The sequence below is a fragment of the Ligilactobacillus araffinosus DSM 20653 genome (assembly GCF_001435375.1).
Taxonomy (GTDB): domain Bacteria; phylum Bacillota; class Bacilli; order Lactobacillales; family Lactobacillaceae; genus Ligilactobacillus; species Ligilactobacillus araffinosus.
Map to the genome: position 1 here is coordinate 182,478 of NZ_AYYZ01000029.1, position 17,145 is coordinate 199,622.

The 17,145-nt window shown below is 39.3% G+C and carries 21 protein-coding genes, 1 tRNA gene and 1 other annotated feature; of the genes, 19 read left to right on the forward strand and 3 right to left on the reverse strand.

Annotation, left to right across the window (positions count from 1 at the left end; translation table 11 throughout):
- The first annotated feature begins 40 nt into the window (after window positions 1-40).
- The 3 genes from gndA (at window position 41) to FC64_RS05395 (ending at window position 3,749) form a co-directional block, all read left to right on the forward strand.
- Window positions 41-1,465: an NADP-dependent phosphogluconate dehydrogenase gene (gene gndA, locus FC64_RS05385; protein ID WP_057906897.1), complete on the forward strand. Its 1,425-nt coding sequence runs from the start codon at window positions 41-43 to the stop codon at window positions 1,463-1,465.
- An 81-nt stretch (window positions 1,466-1,546) separates the two neighbouring features.
- Window positions 1,547-2,233 carry a response regulator transcription factor gene (locus FC64_RS05390; RefSeq protein ID WP_057906898.1) on the forward strand — a complete coding sequence of 229 codons (687 nt, stop codon included), beginning with the start codon at window positions 1,547-1,549 and terminating at the stop codon, window positions 2,231-2,233.
- A gap of 4 nt (window positions 2,234-2,237) precedes the next feature.
- The gene (locus tag FC64_RS05395) at window positions 2,238-3,749 is read left to right on the forward strand and encodes a HAMP domain-containing sensor histidine kinase (protein ID WP_057907111.1); all 1,512 of its coding nucleotides are present in this window, start codon (window positions 2,238-2,240) and stop codon (window positions 3,747-3,749) included.
- A gap of 33 nt (window positions 3,750-3,782) precedes the next feature.
- On the opposite strand, the gene yidC is transcribed toward FC64_RS05395, so the two are convergent.
- Both yidC and FC64_RS05405 read right to left on the reverse strand, forming a co-directional pair.
- Window positions 3,783-4,712 carry a membrane protein insertase YidC gene (yidC, locus tag FC64_RS05400; protein ID WP_057906899.1) on the reverse strand — a complete coding sequence of 310 codons (930 nt, stop codon included), beginning with the start codon at window positions 4,710-4,712 and terminating at the stop codon, window positions 3,783-3,785.
- A gap of 73 nt (window positions 4,713-4,785) precedes the next feature.
- Entirely contained in the window at window positions 4,786-5,061 is a 276-nt protein-coding gene (locus FC64_RS05405) for an acylphosphatase (RefSeq protein WP_057906900.1), read from the reverse strand.
- Window positions 5,062-5,191: 130 nt separating this feature from the next.
- Here FC64_RS05405 and FC64_RS05410 point away from each other — a divergent pair, with 130 nt between their 5' ends.
- The 4 genes from FC64_RS05410 to FC64_RS05425 all read left to right on the forward strand — a co-directional run bounded on the left by FC64_RS05410 (window position 5,192) and on the right by FC64_RS05425 (window position 8,806).
- Window positions 5,192-6,358 carry a hydroxymethylglutaryl-CoA synthase gene (locus FC64_RS05410; protein ID WP_057906901.1) on the forward strand — a complete coding sequence of 389 codons (1,167 nt, stop codon included), beginning with the start codon at window positions 5,192-5,194 and terminating at the stop codon, window positions 6,356-6,358.
- Between the two features lie 109 nt (window positions 6,359-6,467).
- Window positions 6,468-7,340, forward strand: a complete 873-nt coding sequence (locus FC64_RS05415) for a hypothetical protein (protein WP_057906902.1) — start codon at window positions 6,468-6,470, stop codon at window positions 7,338-7,340.
- Between the two features lie 10 nt (window positions 7,341-7,350).
- On the forward strand, window positions 7,351-8,316 hold the full coding sequence (locus tag FC64_RS05420) for a hypothetical protein (RefSeq protein WP_057906903.1): 966 nt from the start codon (window positions 7,351-7,353) through the stop codon (window positions 8,314-8,316).
- A 19-nt stretch (window positions 8,317-8,335) separates the two neighbouring features.
- Complete coding sequence (locus tag FC64_RS05425; RefSeq protein ID WP_057906904.1) at window positions 8,336-8,806, forward strand: hypothetical protein; 471 nt, start codon at window positions 8,336-8,338, stop codon at window positions 8,804-8,806.
- Between the two features lie 196 nt (window positions 8,807-9,002).
- Here the strand turns inward: FC64_RS05425 and FC64_RS05430 are convergent.
- Window positions 9,003-9,079 (reverse strand) — tRNA-Arg (locus FC64_RS05430).
- Window positions 9,080-9,200: 121 nt separating this feature from the next.
- Window positions 9,201-9,275, forward strand: a sequence feature (ribosomal protein L21 leader region).
- A 16-nt stretch (window positions 9,276-9,291) separates the two neighbouring features.
- On the opposite strand from FC64_RS05430, the gene rplU reads away from it, so the two are divergent.
- The 12 genes from rplU (at window position 9,292) to FC64_RS05490 (ending at window position 17,142) form a co-directional block, all read left to right on the forward strand.
- Window positions 9,292-9,600, forward strand: a complete 309-nt coding sequence (gene rplU, locus FC64_RS05435; RefSeq protein WP_057827774.1) for a 50S ribosomal protein L21 — start codon at window positions 9,292-9,294, stop codon at window positions 9,598-9,600.
- Between the two features lie 19 nt (window positions 9,601-9,619).
- Complete coding sequence (locus FC64_RS05440) at window positions 9,620-9,940, forward strand: ribosomal-processing cysteine protease Prp (RefSeq protein ID WP_057907112.1); 321 nt, start codon at window positions 9,620-9,622, stop codon at window positions 9,938-9,940.
- A 22-nt stretch (window positions 9,941-9,962) separates the two neighbouring features.
- Complete coding sequence (gene rpmA / locus FC64_RS05445; RefSeq protein WP_057827775.1) at window positions 9,963-10,244, forward strand: 50S ribosomal protein L27; 282 nt, start codon at window positions 9,963-9,965, stop codon at window positions 10,242-10,244.
- A gap of 62 nt (window positions 10,245-10,306) precedes the next feature.
- Window positions 10,307-11,383: a M24 family metallopeptidase gene (locus FC64_RS05450; protein WP_057906905.1), complete on the forward strand. Its 1,077-nt coding sequence runs from the start codon at window positions 10,307-10,309 to the stop codon at window positions 11,381-11,383.
- Window positions 11,384-11,486: 103 nt separating this feature from the next.
- Window positions 11,487-12,044: an elongation factor P gene (gene efp / locus FC64_RS05455; RefSeq protein WP_057827777.1), complete on the forward strand. Its 558-nt coding sequence runs from the start codon at window positions 11,487-11,489 to the stop codon at window positions 12,042-12,044.
- A gap of 20 nt (window positions 12,045-12,064) precedes the next feature.
- Entirely contained in the window at window positions 12,065-12,493 is a 429-nt protein-coding gene (locus FC64_RS05460; RefSeq protein ID WP_057906906.1) for an Asp23/Gls24 family envelope stress response protein, read from the forward strand.
- Window positions 12,493-12,891, forward strand: a complete 399-nt coding sequence (gene nusB, locus FC64_RS05465; RefSeq protein WP_057906907.1) for a transcription antitermination factor NusB — start codon at window positions 12,493-12,495, stop codon at window positions 12,889-12,891. Before FC64_RS05460 ends, nusB begins: the two co-directional genes overlap by 1 nt.
- Window positions 12,892-13,012: 121 nt before the next feature.
- The gene (folD, locus tag FC64_RS05470; RefSeq protein ID WP_202987269.1) at window positions 13,013-13,861 is read left to right on the forward strand and encodes a bifunctional methylenetetrahydrofolate dehydrogenase/methenyltetrahydrofolate cyclohydrolase FolD; all 849 of its coding nucleotides are present in this window, start codon (window positions 13,013-13,015) and stop codon (window positions 13,859-13,861) included.
- Window positions 13,862-15,205: an exodeoxyribonuclease VII large subunit gene (gene xseA / locus FC64_RS05475; protein WP_057906909.1), complete on the forward strand. Its 1,344-nt coding sequence runs from the start codon at window positions 13,862-13,864 to the stop codon at window positions 15,203-15,205.
- On the forward strand, window positions 15,202-15,438 hold the full coding sequence (locus tag FC64_RS05480; RefSeq protein ID WP_057906910.1) for an exodeoxyribonuclease VII small subunit: 237 nt from the start codon (window positions 15,202-15,204) through the stop codon (window positions 15,436-15,438). Before xseA ends, FC64_RS05480 begins: the two co-directional genes overlap by 4 nt.
- Window positions 15,428-16,327 (forward strand): polyprenyl synthetase family protein, encoded by a 900-nt coding sequence (locus tag FC64_RS05485; RefSeq protein ID WP_057906911.1) that lies wholly within the window; start codon window positions 15,428-15,430, stop codon window positions 16,325-16,327. The genes FC64_RS05480 and FC64_RS05485 overlap by 11 nt, the downstream gene beginning before the upstream one ends.
- A complete protein-coding gene (locus FC64_RS05490) occupies window positions 16,324-17,142 on the forward strand; it encodes a TlyA family RNA methyltransferase (RefSeq protein ID WP_057906912.1) in 819 nt (272 codons plus the stop codon). Before FC64_RS05485 ends, FC64_RS05490 begins: the two co-directional genes overlap by 4 nt.
- Window positions 17,143-17,145: the final 3 nt, after the last annotated feature.

Consider the following 17,145-nt stretch of genomic DNA (forward strand, 5'->3'; position numbering starts at 1 on the left):
TGCTAGAATAGTTTTGAGATTAGTAGTGGGAGGCTTTAAAATGGGAAAAGCACAGATCGGTGTTATTGGAATGGCTGTCATGGGGAAGAACCTCGCGTTGAACATTGAACGACAAGGGTATCGCGTTGCTGTATACGATTGGAATTCAACGTATACAAAGCAAGTAATGAAGGATCATGGCGACAAGAATTTTGTTGCAAGTTATGAAATGAAGGATTTCGTTGAATCAATTGAGAAACCACGACGAATATTAATGATGGTTAAGGCCGGCGCTCCAACCGATTCAACTATCCAAAATGTTTTACCTTACCTTGATAAGGGAGATGTCCTAATCGATGGCGGAAATACCTTCTTTAAAGATACAATGCGTCGGAATAAGGAACTTGAAAATTCCGGAATCAATTTCATCGGAATGGGAACTTCAGGCGGACAAAAGGGTGCATTGAACGGTCCTTCATTGATGCCTGGTGGTCAAAAAGAGGCCTATGATCTGGTTGCTCCAATTTTAAAGCAAATTGCTGCCAAGGCACCTGAAGATGGCGAACCATGTGTTGCTTACATTGGACCAAACGGTGCTGGGCACTACGTTAAAATGGTTCACAATGGAATTGAATATGGCGATATGGAATTGATTGCTGAAAGCTATGACTTGATGAAGCGCGTCCTTCATATGTCAAATGCTGAAATTGCAGCAACGTTTAACGAATGGCGGCACACTGAATTAAATAGTTACCTGATCGATATTACAGCTGAAATTTTGACGCGGAAAGATGATCTTGGAACTGGGAAAGACATTATCGATGTGATTCTTGATCGGGCTGGAAATAAAGGAACTGGAAAGTGGAGTTCACAAAGTGCGCTCGACCTTGGAATGCCGCAAACATTGATTACTGAAGCTGTTTATGCCCGCTATATTTCAGCCATGAAGAAGGAACGGGTTCAAGCAAATAAGGTTTTACCGCATCCTGAAAATCAAGTTCCAGAAGTAGACAAGCAAGAAACAATTGAAAAGATTCGGAAAGCCCTTTACTTTAGTAAGATCATGAGTTATGCTCAAGGATTTGAACAGATCAAGGTAGCTTCTGACAATTATCAATGGAACATTCACCTTGGAGAGCTTGCAAAGATTTGGCGTGCAGGATGCATTATTCGGGCTCAATTCTTACAAAAGATCACCGATGCATACGATCGTGATCCAGAATTGGATAACCTGTTGCTTGATGACTACTTTAAAGAAATCGTTACTAAATATCAAAGTGATGTCCGTGATGTGGTTGCGTTAGCTGTTCGGGCTGGTATTCCATGTCCGTGCTTTACATCAGCGGTAACATACTATGATCAATACCGGTCAATTGATCTTCCAGCAAATATGATTCAGGCCCAACGTGATTACTTTGGGGCCCATACATTTGAACGGACTGACCGTGAAGGTAACTTCCACTATGAATGGTATCCTGAAGAGTAATTAGTAAATAAAAATCAAGAAAACGCCACGAGATAGTTTTCGTGACGTTTTTGATTATTTAATAATTGGAGTGAGAAATTAATGAGCAGAATATTGATTATTGAAGATGAAGAAAATTTAGCACGATTTGTTGAATTGGAATTAAAACATGAAGGATATGAGACGGAAGTCAGTTATGACGGCCGGGAAGCACTTGAATTGGCGCTGAATGAAGATTGGAATGCTATTCTTTTGGACTTGATGCTTCCGGGTTTGAACGGACTTGAAGTTTGTCGCCGGATTCGCCAAGTGAAAACAACCCCGATTATTATGATGACGGCCCGCGACTCGGTCATCGATCGGGTTTCAGGGTTGGACCACGGGGCCGATGACTACATTGTCAAACCGTTTGCCATTGAAGAATTATTGGCTCGTTTACGGGCCGTTCTTCGGCGGGTTGATTTAGAAGATGAAGGCAAGGCGGACAAAACAACAACGGTCACATATAAAGACTTGACGATTGAAAAGGAAAATCGAATTGTTCGACGTGGTGATGAAGTAATTGAATTAACGAAACGGGAATACGAATTACTGTTGACGTTAATGGAAAATGTCAACGTTGTCCTTGCTCGGGAAGACCTTTTGAAAAAAGTTTGGGGATATGAAAGTAAAATTGAAACCAATGTGGTCGATGTTTATATCCGGTACTTACGGAACAAGATCGATCGTCCTGGTGAAGATAGCTATATTCAAACAGTTCGTGGAACTGGATATGTAATGCGGTCGTAAAGTGATGAACAACGAAGTTATTAACGGTGAAAAAATACAGGAAAACACAAAGCGGCCAACTTCAATAAAAGTTAAGTGGTCGCTAGGAACAGCTCTGGGAACGACGATTATTTTCGCGATTTTTGCAGTGCTGCTTTTTCAGTGCTTTTCAAGCATGTTGCTGAAACAGGATCAAAATAATGTGCGCATTGCGTTGAATGCGACAGAACAAAAGCTGAATAACTGTCATCATAATTTAACGATTGAGGATATTCAACGATCATTTAATATTGATTATTCACCGCAACGCCCGTCAAAGGACAGTCCGTATAAAGATTCGTTTATTCAATCGGCATCGCATGAAGGACTGACGGTGAGTGTTTATGACTGTTCAGGCCGTGAGTTATATACAACGAAGCATAATACGATCAAGTTTCATAAGGTTAAGGAATTAACGGAAACGCATTACCGTCAAAATGGGCATACGATCTTGCTTTTACGGAAGCCAATTATGGATAAAGGAAACCATCATTTAATTGGTTACGTTCAGATTTCAAACCGGCTCGTACAATACGACCAAAGCCGGCATAAGCTGATCACTTTATTCATTATTATTGGGTTAACGGTTTGTTTTGCAATTGCATTGATGAGTTATTGGTTGTCATCTCTTCTTTTACAACCGATCGATACGTTGAATGAAACGATCCATAAAATCAATAGCAATGATGATGAAGGAAAGGCCTTGTCAGAAGTGCGGGTTCCAGTGGTTTCAAAGGATGATGAGCTTGCGGAGTTAACGGTTTTGTTTAATCGTATGTTAGATCGAATGCACCGGTATGTTGAACAACAGCAGCAATTTGTTGGGGATGTTTCGCATGAATTGCGAACTCCGGTTGCTATTATTCAAGGTCATTTAGAATTACTTGAACGCTGGGGAAAAGATGATCCGCAAGTGCTTGATGAGTCAATTAAGGCTTCTCTTCAAGAAATTGATCGGATGAAGAACTTAGTTCAGGAAATGCTTGATTTATCCCGGGCAGAACAAGTTGAAATTCAGTATAAAAATAAAATTGCTGATGCGCGGGAAGTCGGCTTACAAGTCTTTAATGACTTTAAGATGATCCATCCAGATTTTCAAATCGTACTAGATAATGATTTAAAAACGAAGACCCCGGTTCGAATTTATCGTAACCATCTTGAACAGATTTTGATTATTTTGCTTGATAATGCAGTCAAGTACTCAAATGATCGCAAGGAAATTCACATGGCAATGTCCAAAAATACCCGGTACGTTGAATTGGTTGTTCAGGATTTCGGAGAAGGAATTTCACAGGCAAATATTAAAAAAATTTTTGATCGGTTCTATCGGGTCGATAAGGCTCGCAGCCGAAACAAGGGTGGAAACGGATTAGGGCTTTCGATTGCCCATCGGTTAGTTGAAGGTTATCGTGGCTCAATCAGCGTTGAAAGTGTTGAAGGACAAGGATCGGTGTTTAAAGTTCAATTGCCACTGGCTAAAGATGTTCAAAAAGAATAATAAAAAACTCGAAGTTCAACTTCGAGTTTTTTATTATTTATTTCGATGTTGTTTACCGGCATTTCGTTGACGGTTTAAGTTATGAGTTTCTGCGGATTTTTCTTGAGCATCTTTGATTTGAGCTTTAAGTGGTTTGACTGGTTCGGAATGAACCGGTTTTCGCGCAGCCATTTGGGCTTCAACTTCTTTTTTAATTCGCGGACGCATTGCGTTGATTAGTAAAGTTTGAAGACATGCAATAATCCCCCCGGCAAAGAAGTACAATCCTAATCCAGCAGGGGCGATCCAGGTCATAAAGGCAAACATTACAGGAGTATAAATCATCATCATTCCCGTTGTCATTTTAGCCATTTGACCATTTTGTTGCGGCATTCCACGGGTTGAAAGCCATCCTTGAAGGGCGTAGATCAAGAAGGTCAATGCAACGAACGTGAAGCTGCGGCCTGCAAGGTTGATGCCGAAGAATGTTGAGTGCGCCAAGTCAGGTGAGTATTCAATTGCGGCATACAGGGCAGCAAAAATTGGCATTTGAATCAAGAGCGGTAAACATCCGATTCCACCGGTCATTGAAATTTCATTATCCCGATACAAGGCCATCATTTGTTGGCTTAAAAGCATCTGCTCTTCTTGCGTTTGAGCCTTTTGAGCTTGCTTTTGAAGTTCCATTAATTGCGGTTGGATCGCAGCCATTTTCTCTTGTTGAACCGTTGATTTTTTCATTTGGTTTAACATTAATGGAAGTAACAGGAATCGGACAACAATTGTAATGACAACGATCGACCAGCCGTAACTTCCGCCTAAAAGGTTTGCAAGCCATTTTAAAAGATGTTGGGTTGGTACTGCAAGGTAGTCATAAATAAATCCGTATGGTTTTCCTGAGCTTGTGCGTTGGACACATCCGCTAAGAAAAAGCGAAGTTGTTAAGAAAATTCCTGCAAGGATCACAATTTTTTTCTTTTTCAATTTTCAAATCCTCTCATTATAGTTTCATGGACTATGATAAGAAAAATACTTTAGAATTTCAATATCTTCTAGTCTATTGGTATGTCACTGAAAAATCTTTGTATGGCGAATGGTTGATTTCAGCGATGCGAACGTTATCAACACGGCCGCTTGGTGAGGGTGAAAGTTTAACCTGACTGATAAATTGTTGCAAAGTCATCGGATCAGCTTGGGCTTCAATGTAAACAGATCCGTCATTCCGGTTCATTACAGTTCCTTTAACGCCAAGTTGATCGGCAAGTTTTTTGGTCATAAAACGGAATCCAACTCCTTGAACTAAACCATAAACTTCAATTTTGATTGTTTTCATGAAAACACTTTCTTTCTTTAGATTAACAATATTTTAGCATAAAATTTGATTTAATTTTAAGGGTTATGCTTTTCCTTATTGAATTGAGTATGGTAAAATCGAGTTTAGATTTTTTGTCGGAGGGATAATTATGAATATTGGAATTGATAAAATTAGTTTCTTTACGCCACATTTATGCTTAGATATGGCAGAATTAGCTGAAGCACGAAATGTTGATCCAAATAAATATCTAATTGGAATTGGACAAAGTAAAATGGCAGTCATTCCTCCAACGCAAGATGTTGTTTCAATGGCGGCTAATGCGGCTGATAAAATATTAACTCCTGAAGATAAGGAACAAATTGATATGGTTTTATTTGCAACCGAATCAGGAATTGATAACTCTAAATCAGGAGCAGTATATCTTCAACGCTTGTTAGGATTGAAACATCAGGTTCGAGTAGTGGAGTTGAAACAGGCGTGTTATACGGCAACGGCTGCAATTCATTTTGCACATGGACACATTGCAATGAATCCAGACTCAAAAGTTTTGGTAATTGGCGCTGATAATGCTCGTTATGGATTAGCAACGAAAGGCGAACCAACGCAAGGCGGTGGGGCCGTAGCAATGTTAATTAGTCGTGATCCACAAATTTTGGCGATTCAAGACGATGCAACCTACTGGGCTGACGATGTAATGGACTTTTGGCGTCCGTTAGGATTTGATGAAGCGTTAGTTGATGGCAAGTATTCAACCAATGTTTATCTTGAATTCTTTAAGCATGTTTTCAAAGAATACCAAGACAACACTGGGTTTGATATTTCAAAATTTGATGCGATGTTATTCCACTTACCATACACAAAGGAAGGGTTTAAAGCATTAAAGATTGCAATCGAAGATGCAGATCCAACAGTTGCTGCCCGGTTAACGCATGAATTTGAAAATGTTCGGCGGTATAGCAACCAAATCGGGAACCTTTACACAGGTTCATTGTATTTAGGATTACTTTCGTTGCTTGAAAATTCAACGGACCTTAAGGCTGGAATGCGGTTAGGGTTGTACAGTTATGGTTCAGGTGCTCAAGGTGAATTCTACTCAGGTTTGCTTCGCCCAGGATTTGACCAAAACATCGAACACGAGGCATTCCAAAAAGTCTTGGATGCCCGGAAACAACTGAGCGTTGCCGAATATGAAGACGTTTATAATTCACGAATCAAGATCAGTGATAAGACTCGGAAGCTTGATATCAGTACTGATCCTGCAAAATTTGTATTTGCAGGGGTTGAAGATTATCAACGGCAATATGTTGTGAAATAATTAAGGACAATCAGGTAATTTATAAATGAAACATTGCTTTTGATGGCGTTTTTTGTCAGAATAGAAATAAAGCAATGTTTTTATTTTATAGTAATAAGAGGAGATTTTTATGACAAATGAAAATCAGTTCACTTTATCAGATCATGATGAAGCTACAAAAACATTAACCGAAGCCGTAACAGGCAAGATTCAATATTTACAGACATTAGCAAAGGCAATTGATGATCAAGATGACCGTCAAGTGTATGAACTTATTAATTCAAAAAAGTATTCTAATGAAATTTTACATGCCCGTCATGGTGCTCAGGATACAGAAAACGAAAAGTTAGTTGAAGATATTCAACCAAAGATCAGTGCATTTTTAAGCCAAAAACTGATCAAGTATTTAAATGAAATGTACCCGTTTTTCTACTTCGAGGAAACAGCTCCTGGGAATTTTCAATTTTATTTTGGAAATTGGTGGGGCAGAAGACTTTTCGGAACCGTCGACGTCTTGAACGTTGAATTTCATTTTGACAAACGCGAATATGAAAAATTGTCGAGGGCGTTTGAACTTGAATATGAAAACAAACGGTTAAACAGTGATGCAATCGAACGGCTTTCAAAGGAAAACGAACGATTGCAAAGTTTGATCGATTCTCAAGATGAACGTGATCAGCAAAAAGAAGAATTACGGGCTCAAATCAAGGCAGTTTCCCAAGAAAAGGTAATGCCATGGGAAAGCTCAAAACAACGTGAATCAAAGCAAAAGTTGGTTGATCAGTTAAGCCATTTAACTGAGCTTGATGAAGAAGCCAATGATGCATACCGGACGATTCGGGATAACGAAGAAACGGTTTTAGCCTTATCAAAGGAAGATACGTTAATTGGATATGAAAAGCAAAGTATCGTATCGAAATTCGGTAACTTTGAAAACTTTGAAGCAAAGAATAAGACCCTTTATCGCGACTACATCGCAAATTTGATTGCTGCAGAAAAATAGGTGAGATAAGATGAGCGAAAAATTACAAACGGTAACGTTTTTCCCAGATGGAACAACAAAACAAAAAAGTAAGGATGCCCGTTCATTAAGCACAACGGGCCGCTTAATGGCATATCGCGATCAATTGAAGAAAAATTTGGATAACGGAATCCGCTTTACAGAGATTTTAAATCAATTGATTACAACGGATGATGCGATGGTTTTATTGAAGTCGATTCAACAATTATCGACCTATCAGCTTGACTCTGCATACTTGATTTACCCGCAACAATATACGCGGCCGGACTTTTATTTGATCTTTTTAGGCCGGCTTCTTGGATTGCATCAAGCGGAAAAATTGGTTTTACAAGCCAACGAGCAAAATGATGAACTGTATCAGGAATTTCCGGGAATTGATAAGTTGGGGTACTTTACATTTGTGGAAAATCCAGACGGGAGTGCATACTATGTTGAACAACATACTCAAGAAGCGTTATTCTTTATTGATTTTAATAAACACTTACTTCTTTTCAATAGCGAAGCATTAACGAATTTACTGATCGTTAAGTTGAAGAAGGAAATCAATGAAGAAACATTGCGGAAGTTTGAACTTCAATTACTTGCGATTGGAAAATTCATGAAGGAAGATTATGGATTTGATGTTGACTTTAACATTTTAGATCCATCAAATTATGCATCATATGCAATTATGGATGATCAAATGCCGCAAACCGCATTGGATAAATTATTCATTAATGCTTCAAATGCAGGTTACATGTTGATTACCGGAATGCATAATGAAGCTGAATTAGAGCTGAGCCGGGGCATTAAAATGGCAGTTGAACCTCAAGAAAATGGTCAGTGGGTAATTAAAATCAATGACCCTGATAACCGAATTTCATGGTTTGATGTACTGAATAAGTATGATTTCATTCGTGATTGGTACTTGGAAAACCTCGAAAGTCTTGAAATCAAGAATGATTCGCGTTACTACTAATTTATAGAAGGTGAAAATGGTGGATTTTAATCGAATGCTTGGATTAGCACGGCAAAGCGCTTTTCCGGAAATGCTGCCTGCAAAAAAAATTACGCTTGACGAAAAATACAGTAATTTGGTTGTGAATGTCAATTTGAGTTTGGCAAATCTGTTTACGAAGATTCAAGCAAAGGCATCGAAAGCAGAATTGCTTGAAAGTTATTGCCGTGGGATGCGTGACTTTTTTGAAATGGCCAATTTCAAAGAATGGGCATATATTATGCTGATGACCGATGAAGATTTAAATCAAATCGGACAAAAATGGAAGAGCGATTCGTTTGCAACGGTTTATTTGATTATTCAACAGCAAATTAACAAGTGCTACTTTAACCGTCAACCACAAGCCTTAGTACATGCTTGGCACATGTATTTGAAACTGGGATTGATCGATTTGGACTTTGATGAGCAAGAAATTGAAACGCAGTACATGAAGATGTATGATCAAAATTAAAAACTGTAACAATACATTAAAAGCAAGCGTGATGGAAGCAGAAAAGCGAATAAATCGCGGAGCATAGATTCTGAGGTTTGCGTCCTTCTACTTAGCTCGTTTGTTTTGGTGGATATAGCAAAGAGGCTGCGACTTATGTCATAGCCTCTTTTTGAGTAAATAAAAAAAACACGTTCATTAACTGAACGTGTACAAATGGTGATTCGGGAGAGATTCGAACTCTCGACAATCCGCTTAGAAGGCGGATGCTCTATCCAGCTGAGCTACCGAACCATCTCAACAACGTTAGTATTATATGATGATTATTCTTAAAAGTCAATTTAATTTTTAAGCATGATGAACCTTGACGAGTCAATTAGATTTTGATAAACTACAACTGTTGTACTTGTGCATAGTACAACTGCAACCGCACGTTTTAAGTTTAAGTGTTCGAATGAACCACTAAATTACGGCGAGTCTAAGGATTAATTAAGGAGGTGCACAAGATGTACGCAATCATTAAAACTGGTGGCAAGCAATTAAAAGTTGAAAAGGGTCAAGCTATCTACGTTGAAAAGTTAGACGTTAAGGCTGGCGACAAAGTAACTTTTGATCAAGTTGTCTTAGTTGGTGGTGAAAAGACTGTTATCGGGACACCATTAGTTGAAGGTGCAACCGTTACAGGAACAGTTGAAAAGCAAGGCCGTGCAAAGAAAGTTGTAACTTTCAAGTACAAGCCAAAGAAACACCAACACACAAAGCAAGGTCATCGTCAACCATATACAAAGGTTGTTATTGACGAAATCAACGCTTAATTGAAAGTTGGTTGATATTTTGATTCAAGCACATTTTAATTATCAGTCCGGAAAACTTTCTGGATTTGAATTAAAAGGGCATGCAGATGCCGGTGAATACGGACAAGATATTGTCTGTTCCGCGGTGTCTGTTCTTGCAATCAATACCGTTAATAGTTTAGAAAAGCTTGCACAAAGCAAACCGCAAGTTTTATCGGATGATGAAAATGGCGGGTTCCTTAAAGTTGAGCTTTCCGATGATCAAGTGCAACTTCCAAATGTTCAATTGCTGCTTCAAAGTTTTGAACTCGGTTTACAGGATGTTGCAAATAGTTATGGTAAATACATCAAGATAAAATAAGCATTGAGGAGGTGCAACTGTTATGTTAATGAACTTGCAATTCTTTGCTCACAAAAAAGGTGGCGGTTCAACTGCCAACGGTCGTGACTCACGTTCAAAGCGTTTAGGCGCTAAGAGTGCTGATGGTCAACTTGTAAAAGGCGGTTCAATCATTTACCGTCAACGCGGTACACATATCTATCCAGGTGTAAACGTAGGTATGGGTGGCGATAATACATTATTTGCTAAGGTTGAAGGGGTTGTACGTTTCGAACGCAAAGGCCGTGACAAACGTCAAGTATCTGTTTACCCAGTTGCTGACTAATGTATTTTGAAAGAGGCTGTGACGAAAGTCCGGCCTCTTTTTTTATTAAGTGAGGGATTATGATGAATAAAACGGAATATCATACGCGAATCAGCAAGGTCCGGAATTTTATTGGGGATCATCATATGGATGGTTTCTTGGTAACGAATCCGGTCAATATTAATTATCTCTCTGGATTTACCGGAGATGAGGGCTTGCTTTTGATTACTGATCAAACGGCTTATCTGATTAGTGATGCTCGGTTTCAGGTTGAACTGATGACTCAAACGATTACAGAATATCGGATTACAAGCGATTATTATCAAACCGCTTGTCAGTTGTTTGAACAGGATCACCTCGTGGCTGTTGGATTTGAGGCATCGATTAGTTACCATGATTACGATTATTTGGATGAGAATTCAGTTGCGGATATTGTTCCAACTGAAAATTTGATTGAATATTTTCGTTCGATTAAAAGTGATGCTGAGATTCAGATTTTGAAAAAAGCAGCATCATTAGCAAAAAAAGGCTATTTTTGTTTACTTACTGAAATTCTTAAACTAGGACTCTCAGAAAAAGAAGTTGCCAACCGTTTTGATTTTGAAATGCGGCAATTAGGAGCTGATAAGGCATCATTTGATCCGATTATCGCAACCGGAATTGAGAATACAGTCAAACCGCACAGCGTTAATTCCAGCCGTAAAATTCAGGTGGGGGATTTGATTTTGGTTGATTACGGTTATTTTTATCAAGGGTATACGTTTGATGTCACGCGGGTTTGCGGAATGGGCACGCAATCTCCGGAAATTCACCGGTTGACGGCGGCTGTTCAGGATGCCCTTCTTGAAACAATGCAAATCGTTGCTCCTGGTTTGCCATTTTCTGCTCTTTGGCAAAAAGCGAATGCCATTTTGAAAAATTATCACCTTAACCAGTATTTTACGCATGGAATCGGTCATGGAATCGGCCGGTCAATTCATGAAATGCCAACTTTGAGTTATCGCAGCGATGAACTGCTTCAAGTTGGACAGGTAATTACGATCGAGCCGGGGGTATACGTTCCCGGAGTCGGTGGTATTCGATTGGAAAATGATTTATTAGTTACTGCGAACGGTTTTGAAAATTTGACTGATTTTGACTTAGGATTAACGGAACTCTAATAATCTGCTTGACAAAATAAAGAATTCACGTGAAAATATTCAGTATAGTGATTTCTTTAACTATGTATCGGAAATTCAAAATTTTACCTGAGGAGGACAAAAAATGATTTCTGTAAATGATTTTAAAACAGGATTAACAATTCAAATTGATGGCGAATTATGGCGGGTCGTTGAATTCTTACACGTTAAGCCAGGTAAAGGTTCAGCCTTTGTTCGTTCAAAACTTAAAAACTTACGGACAGGTGCTGTTCAAGAAAAGACATTCCGTGCTGGTGAAAAGGTAGAACAAGCCCAAATCGATCGGAAAGAAATGCAATATTTGTATGCTGATGGCGACAACTATGTCTTCATGGATACTTCAACATACGAACAACTTGAGTTAAACAAGGCTCAAATCGAAGACGAAATCAAGTACTTAAAGGAAAATATGCTTGTTAAGGTCATCATGCATGATTCAGAAACTTTAGGACTTGAATTGCCAAATACTGTTGATTTGGTTGTTGCTGAAACTGAACCAAACATTAAGGGTGACACATCATCAGGTGGCTCAAAGCCAGCGACAATGGAAACTGGATTAGTTGTTCAAGTTCCATTCTTCATCAACGAAGGCGATACGCTTACAATCAATACATCAGACGGTACTTACATTTCACGTGCATAATTTAAAGGAGGCTATTAATAATGGCTGAAGATAATAACATCATTTTAGCAAGTCAAGAACCTAGTTTAGGCGAAATTAAGATTGCGCCCGAAGTTGTTGAGGTCATTATTGGAATCGCAGCAAGTCAAGTTGACGGCGTATACTCAATGCGGGGTTCGTTAGCCAACAGTGTTTCAAAGCTTTTTGGCAAGGAAAATCGGAGTAAAGGCGTTAAGCTTGATCAAAAAGATTCATCATTAAAAGTCGACGTTTATGCATTACTTAACTATGGGGTTTCAGTGCCGAAAGTCGCATATGAGATCCAAGAGAAGGTAAAACAACAAGTTTTGTTTATGACCGGATTGAAATTGGATGTTGTTGATGTTCACATTCAGGGAATTGTTCCTGAAAAGCAAGAATCAACGATCGATCCAAATAATCCTTTTGCAGAAGAAAACGGTGAAGAATAGTGAGTATTACAAGACACCAAATTCGAGAGGTTGCTTTTCAAGCTTTATTCGCGGTAAACAGTAATCCTGATACTGATGCGATGACTGTTGTTGATAATCTGCTTGAAGAAAAGCATGTTTCAAAATGTCCAGATTATTTGCGTGAATTAGTTCAGGGAGTTTTAGGTCGTCAAGTTGAACTTGACGATGAAATTGCTTCAAAGCTTAATTCAAAATGGACGTTAAGCCGGTTACCAAAAACGGATTTGATCATTTTACGATTAGGATTATACGAAATTCAAAATTGTGATGAAGTTCCGAATAAGGTTGCGCTGAACGAAGCACTTCAACTTGCAAAGGAATTTAGCGATGAAAAGCAACGTGGGTTTATTAACGGCGTTCTTTCGAATTTTATTTAAAGTAAAGAGATTGCGGTATGCCGCAATCTCTTTTTCTTACTCAAATTACTTTTTCAAATAATTATTTTGAAGGAGATATGCTAAAATCATAGTATGAATAATTACTTAAGGGAGATTGATTTTGGTGACAACGAAACTGGATGGGAAAAAGCTTTCAAATGAAATTAAAGAAGAATTAAAGGAGCGGGTCCGCTGCCTTCAAGATAAAGGAATTACCCCGTGTTTAGCGGTTGTCCTTGTCGGTGATGATCCTGCAAGTCAGGTATATATTCGCAATAAAAAACGAGCAGCGCAAAAGGTTGGGGTTAAAACCCTTGATAATGTTTTACCAGCTTCAACAAGTGAAAATGAGATCATTGATTTAATTTATTCATTGAACAATGATCCGCAAGTTCACGGAATTCTCGTTCAGTTGCCGTTGCCGCAAGGAATTAATGAAGACCGAGTGATTCAAGCGATTTTACCTTCAAAAGACGTTGATGGCTTTCATCCGCAAAACATTGGTAAATTATTTATGAATAAGGGAGAGCTTGCCCCGTGTACGCCGAACGGGATAATGCACTTGTTGGCAAAATACGATATTCAACTTGATGGGAAACGGGTCGTAATCGTTGGCCGCAGTAAAATTGTCGGGATGCCGATGATTGCAATGATGCTGAATGCGAATGCAACAGTCACGGTCACTCACAGTCATACTCAGAATTTAAAAGAAATTACCCGGGAAGCCGACGTGGTGATCGTGGCTGTTGGCAAAGCAGAATTTTTGACGGGCGACTATTTTAAACCAAGCGCAGTTGTTATTGATGTTGGAATGAACCGCAATGAAGCCGGAAAATTAGTTGGTGACGTTGAAGCCGCTTCAACAGCGGATAAAGTTGCATTTATGACGCCGGTTCCTGGTGGGGTCGGTCCGATGACGATTGCAATGCTTTTAAAACAAACGATTGAAATTGCAGAGAGAAGTATTTAAATGGAACGGAAAAATTATTTAACCGTTACGGCTTTAACCAAGTACATTGCACGTAAATTTACATATGATCCATATCTTGAGCGAGTGTACTTAATCGGGGAAATTTCAAATTTTCGGTTACGGGAAAGGCATCAATACTTTAGTATTAAGGACGAAAATGCCAAAATTGAAGCAGTGATGTTCCAATCCAATTTTAACCGAATCAAATTTGTCCCTGAAGATGGGATGAAAGTCCTAGTAACTGGTAGGATTGAGGTTTATGAACAAACCGGAAAGTACCAAATCAACATTGAAACGATGCAGCCGGATGGAGTTGGTGCTTTGTATCAAGCTTATGAACAATTAAAAGCGAAGTTGGCTCAAGAAGGAGTTTTCAGTCGGCCGAAACGTTCGCTCGTTAAATTTCCAAAGCGAATTGCAGTCATTACCAGTCCGTCTGGGGCGGTTATTCGGGATATTATTACGACAACACGGCGTCGTTATCCAATCGTTCAACTTGTTTTGTTTCCAGCCGAAGTTCAAGGCGAATATGCGAAGGATTCACTAGTTGGACGTCTAAAAGAAGTTAATGCTCGCGGTGACTTTGATACGATTATTATTGGGCGTGGGGGCGGTTCAATTGAAGATTTATGGCCGTTCAACGAAGAAGAGGTTGCCCGTGCAATTGCTGATAGCAAAATTCCTGTAATTTCATCTGTTGGTCACGAAACGGATACGACCTTGTCAGATTTAGCGGCTGATGTACGCGCAGCAACGCCGACAGCAGCGGCAGAGTTGGCAACCCCTGTTTTAACTGATGAGATCTTGAAACTGAAAGACTATCAAGTCCGCCTTGCCCAGGCAATGAAACGGATAATTCAACTTAAACAGCAACGCCTTTCAAAGCTGGAAAAATCATATATTTTTCGGCAGCCTGAACGGTTATATGATGGGTTTATGCAAAAAATCGATTTGCTTGAAACCCGCCTTTTAAACAATGTTCAACAAAAACTTCAAACTGAACATCAACGGCTTTTAGTTTTAAATGGAAAGTTACAAAAGTGCAGTCCGCAACAGTTGATTCAGGATGATCGGCACCGTGTGGATAATTTGCAAGACCATCTGCTTGAACGCATTCAAAATCTAATGTCGATGAAAGAACAACAGTATCTTCGCGCAAACCATGCCCTAGCGCTGTTGAATCCGCTCAACGTTATGGGACGGGGATTTTCATACGTAACAGATCCGAATGATCAGGTAATTAAATCGGTTGATTCCATTACCATTCATGATCAACTTAATCTTCATTTGAAAGACGGAACCGCTCAAGTTGAAGTTCAGAAAATTAGAAAGTATCAATCATGAGTACAACAAAACCAACATTTGAAGAACAATTAAATCAATTAGAACAAATCGTAAATCATCTTGAACAGGGAGATGTTCCATTGGAAGAAGCGCTTGATCAGTTTCAAGCAGGAATGAAGTTAAGCAAACACCTTCAAGATACATTGGAAAATGCGGAAAAGACATTGACCCATGTTGTTGATGACCAAGGAAATGAAAAGTTATTTGAAAAAGGAAATTCAGATGAAGAATAATCAAATTGAAGAGTTTAAACAGGCAACGATTACGAAAATTGATCAGTGTCTTGATGAGTATCTTGCCAGTCTAGAAAGTTATACGATTTTAAAAGACGCAATGTGTTACTCGGTTGATGCAGGCGGCAAACGGTTACGGTCGTTCTTGATTTTGGCAATTTGCCAAACATTTAAAGGAAAGTATTCTGATTTGGACTTGCAAGTCGCATCAAGTTTAGAATTGATCCACACGTATTCACTGATTCATGATGATCTGCCAGAAATGGATAACGATGATTTACGGCGTGGCAAACCAACGAACCATAAAGTTTATGGACAAGCAATGGCGGTATTAGCCGGAGACGGTTTGCTGACGACCGCTTTTGAGTGGTTAAGCCGATTAGAGCTTGACCCTGTAATTCAGGTTAAACTAATTCACGCATTAAGCAAGGCAGCCGGTCCCGAAGGAATGGTCAACGGGCAAGTTGGTGACATTCAAGGCGAACAGCACCAATTAACTTTGGCCCAGCTTCAGCGTGTTCATCGCGGAAAGACCGGAGCTTTGATTCAATATGCCTGTTATGCAGGCGGATTGCTGAGTAATGTTTCGGCTGAACACCAAGATGCATTAAAGCAATTTGGAACTCAATTTGGATTGGCATTTCAAATTTATGATGATATCCTCGATGTTGTGGGAACAGAAGCTGAACTGGGAAAGAAAGTTCATAAAGATCAAGCTGAAAATAAGAATACCTATCCGAGATTATTAGGTCTTGAAGGAGCCCAAAAAGAATTACGTCATTCAGTTCAATTGATGCGTGAAAGTCTTGCGGTGCTTCATCAGGATGGAATTGATATTTCATTATTAGCTGATTTTTTAAATTATTTTAAGATAAAGGATAAAGCATGAAAAAAGAACGAATTGATATATTACTTGTAAAACAGGGACTTTTTGACAGTCGCGAACAGGCGAAGCGTGCCGTTATGGCGGGGGAAATTTTAGGTGAAAATGAAGAACGGCTTGATAAACCAGGAATGAAAATTGATCCTGAGACCAAGCTGCATTTTAAAGGAACTAAAATGCCATATGTCAGCCGGGGCGGATTGAAACTTGAAAAAGCACTTAAAGTTTTTAAATTATCTGTTCGCAACAAAATTGTCCTTGATATTGGGTCTTCAACCGGCGGCTTTACGGATGTTGCGCTTCAAAAAGGGGCAAGGCAAGTTTATGCGCTTGACGTCGGGACGAACCAACTTGTATGGAAATTAAGACAAGATCCGCGGGTTGTTGTCATGGAAAATACTAATTTCCGGTACAGTAAACCAGAAGATTTTACAGATGGGCAACCGGAATTTGCAACTACGGACGTTTCTTTCATTTCATTAAAGTTGATTTTGCCGCCCCTTCATCCAATTTTGAAGGAAAATGGCGATTTAGTAGCATTGATCAAGCCGCAATTTGAAGCCGGGCGGGAGAAAGTCGGGAAGCATGGAATCATTCATGATCCAAAAGTGCATGAAGAAGTGATCAACATGATCATTAATTTTGCGGTTGAAAACCAATACGATGTTTGTGATTTGGACTTTTCACCAATTACGGGTGGTCACGGTAATATTGAGTTCTTGATTCACTTAAAGGCCGTTGACCGGGAAGGCCAAATTGCACCTGAAATTGATCCGTATCGGGTTGTTCAACAGGCACATGCCACGTTACAGAACCAATAATCA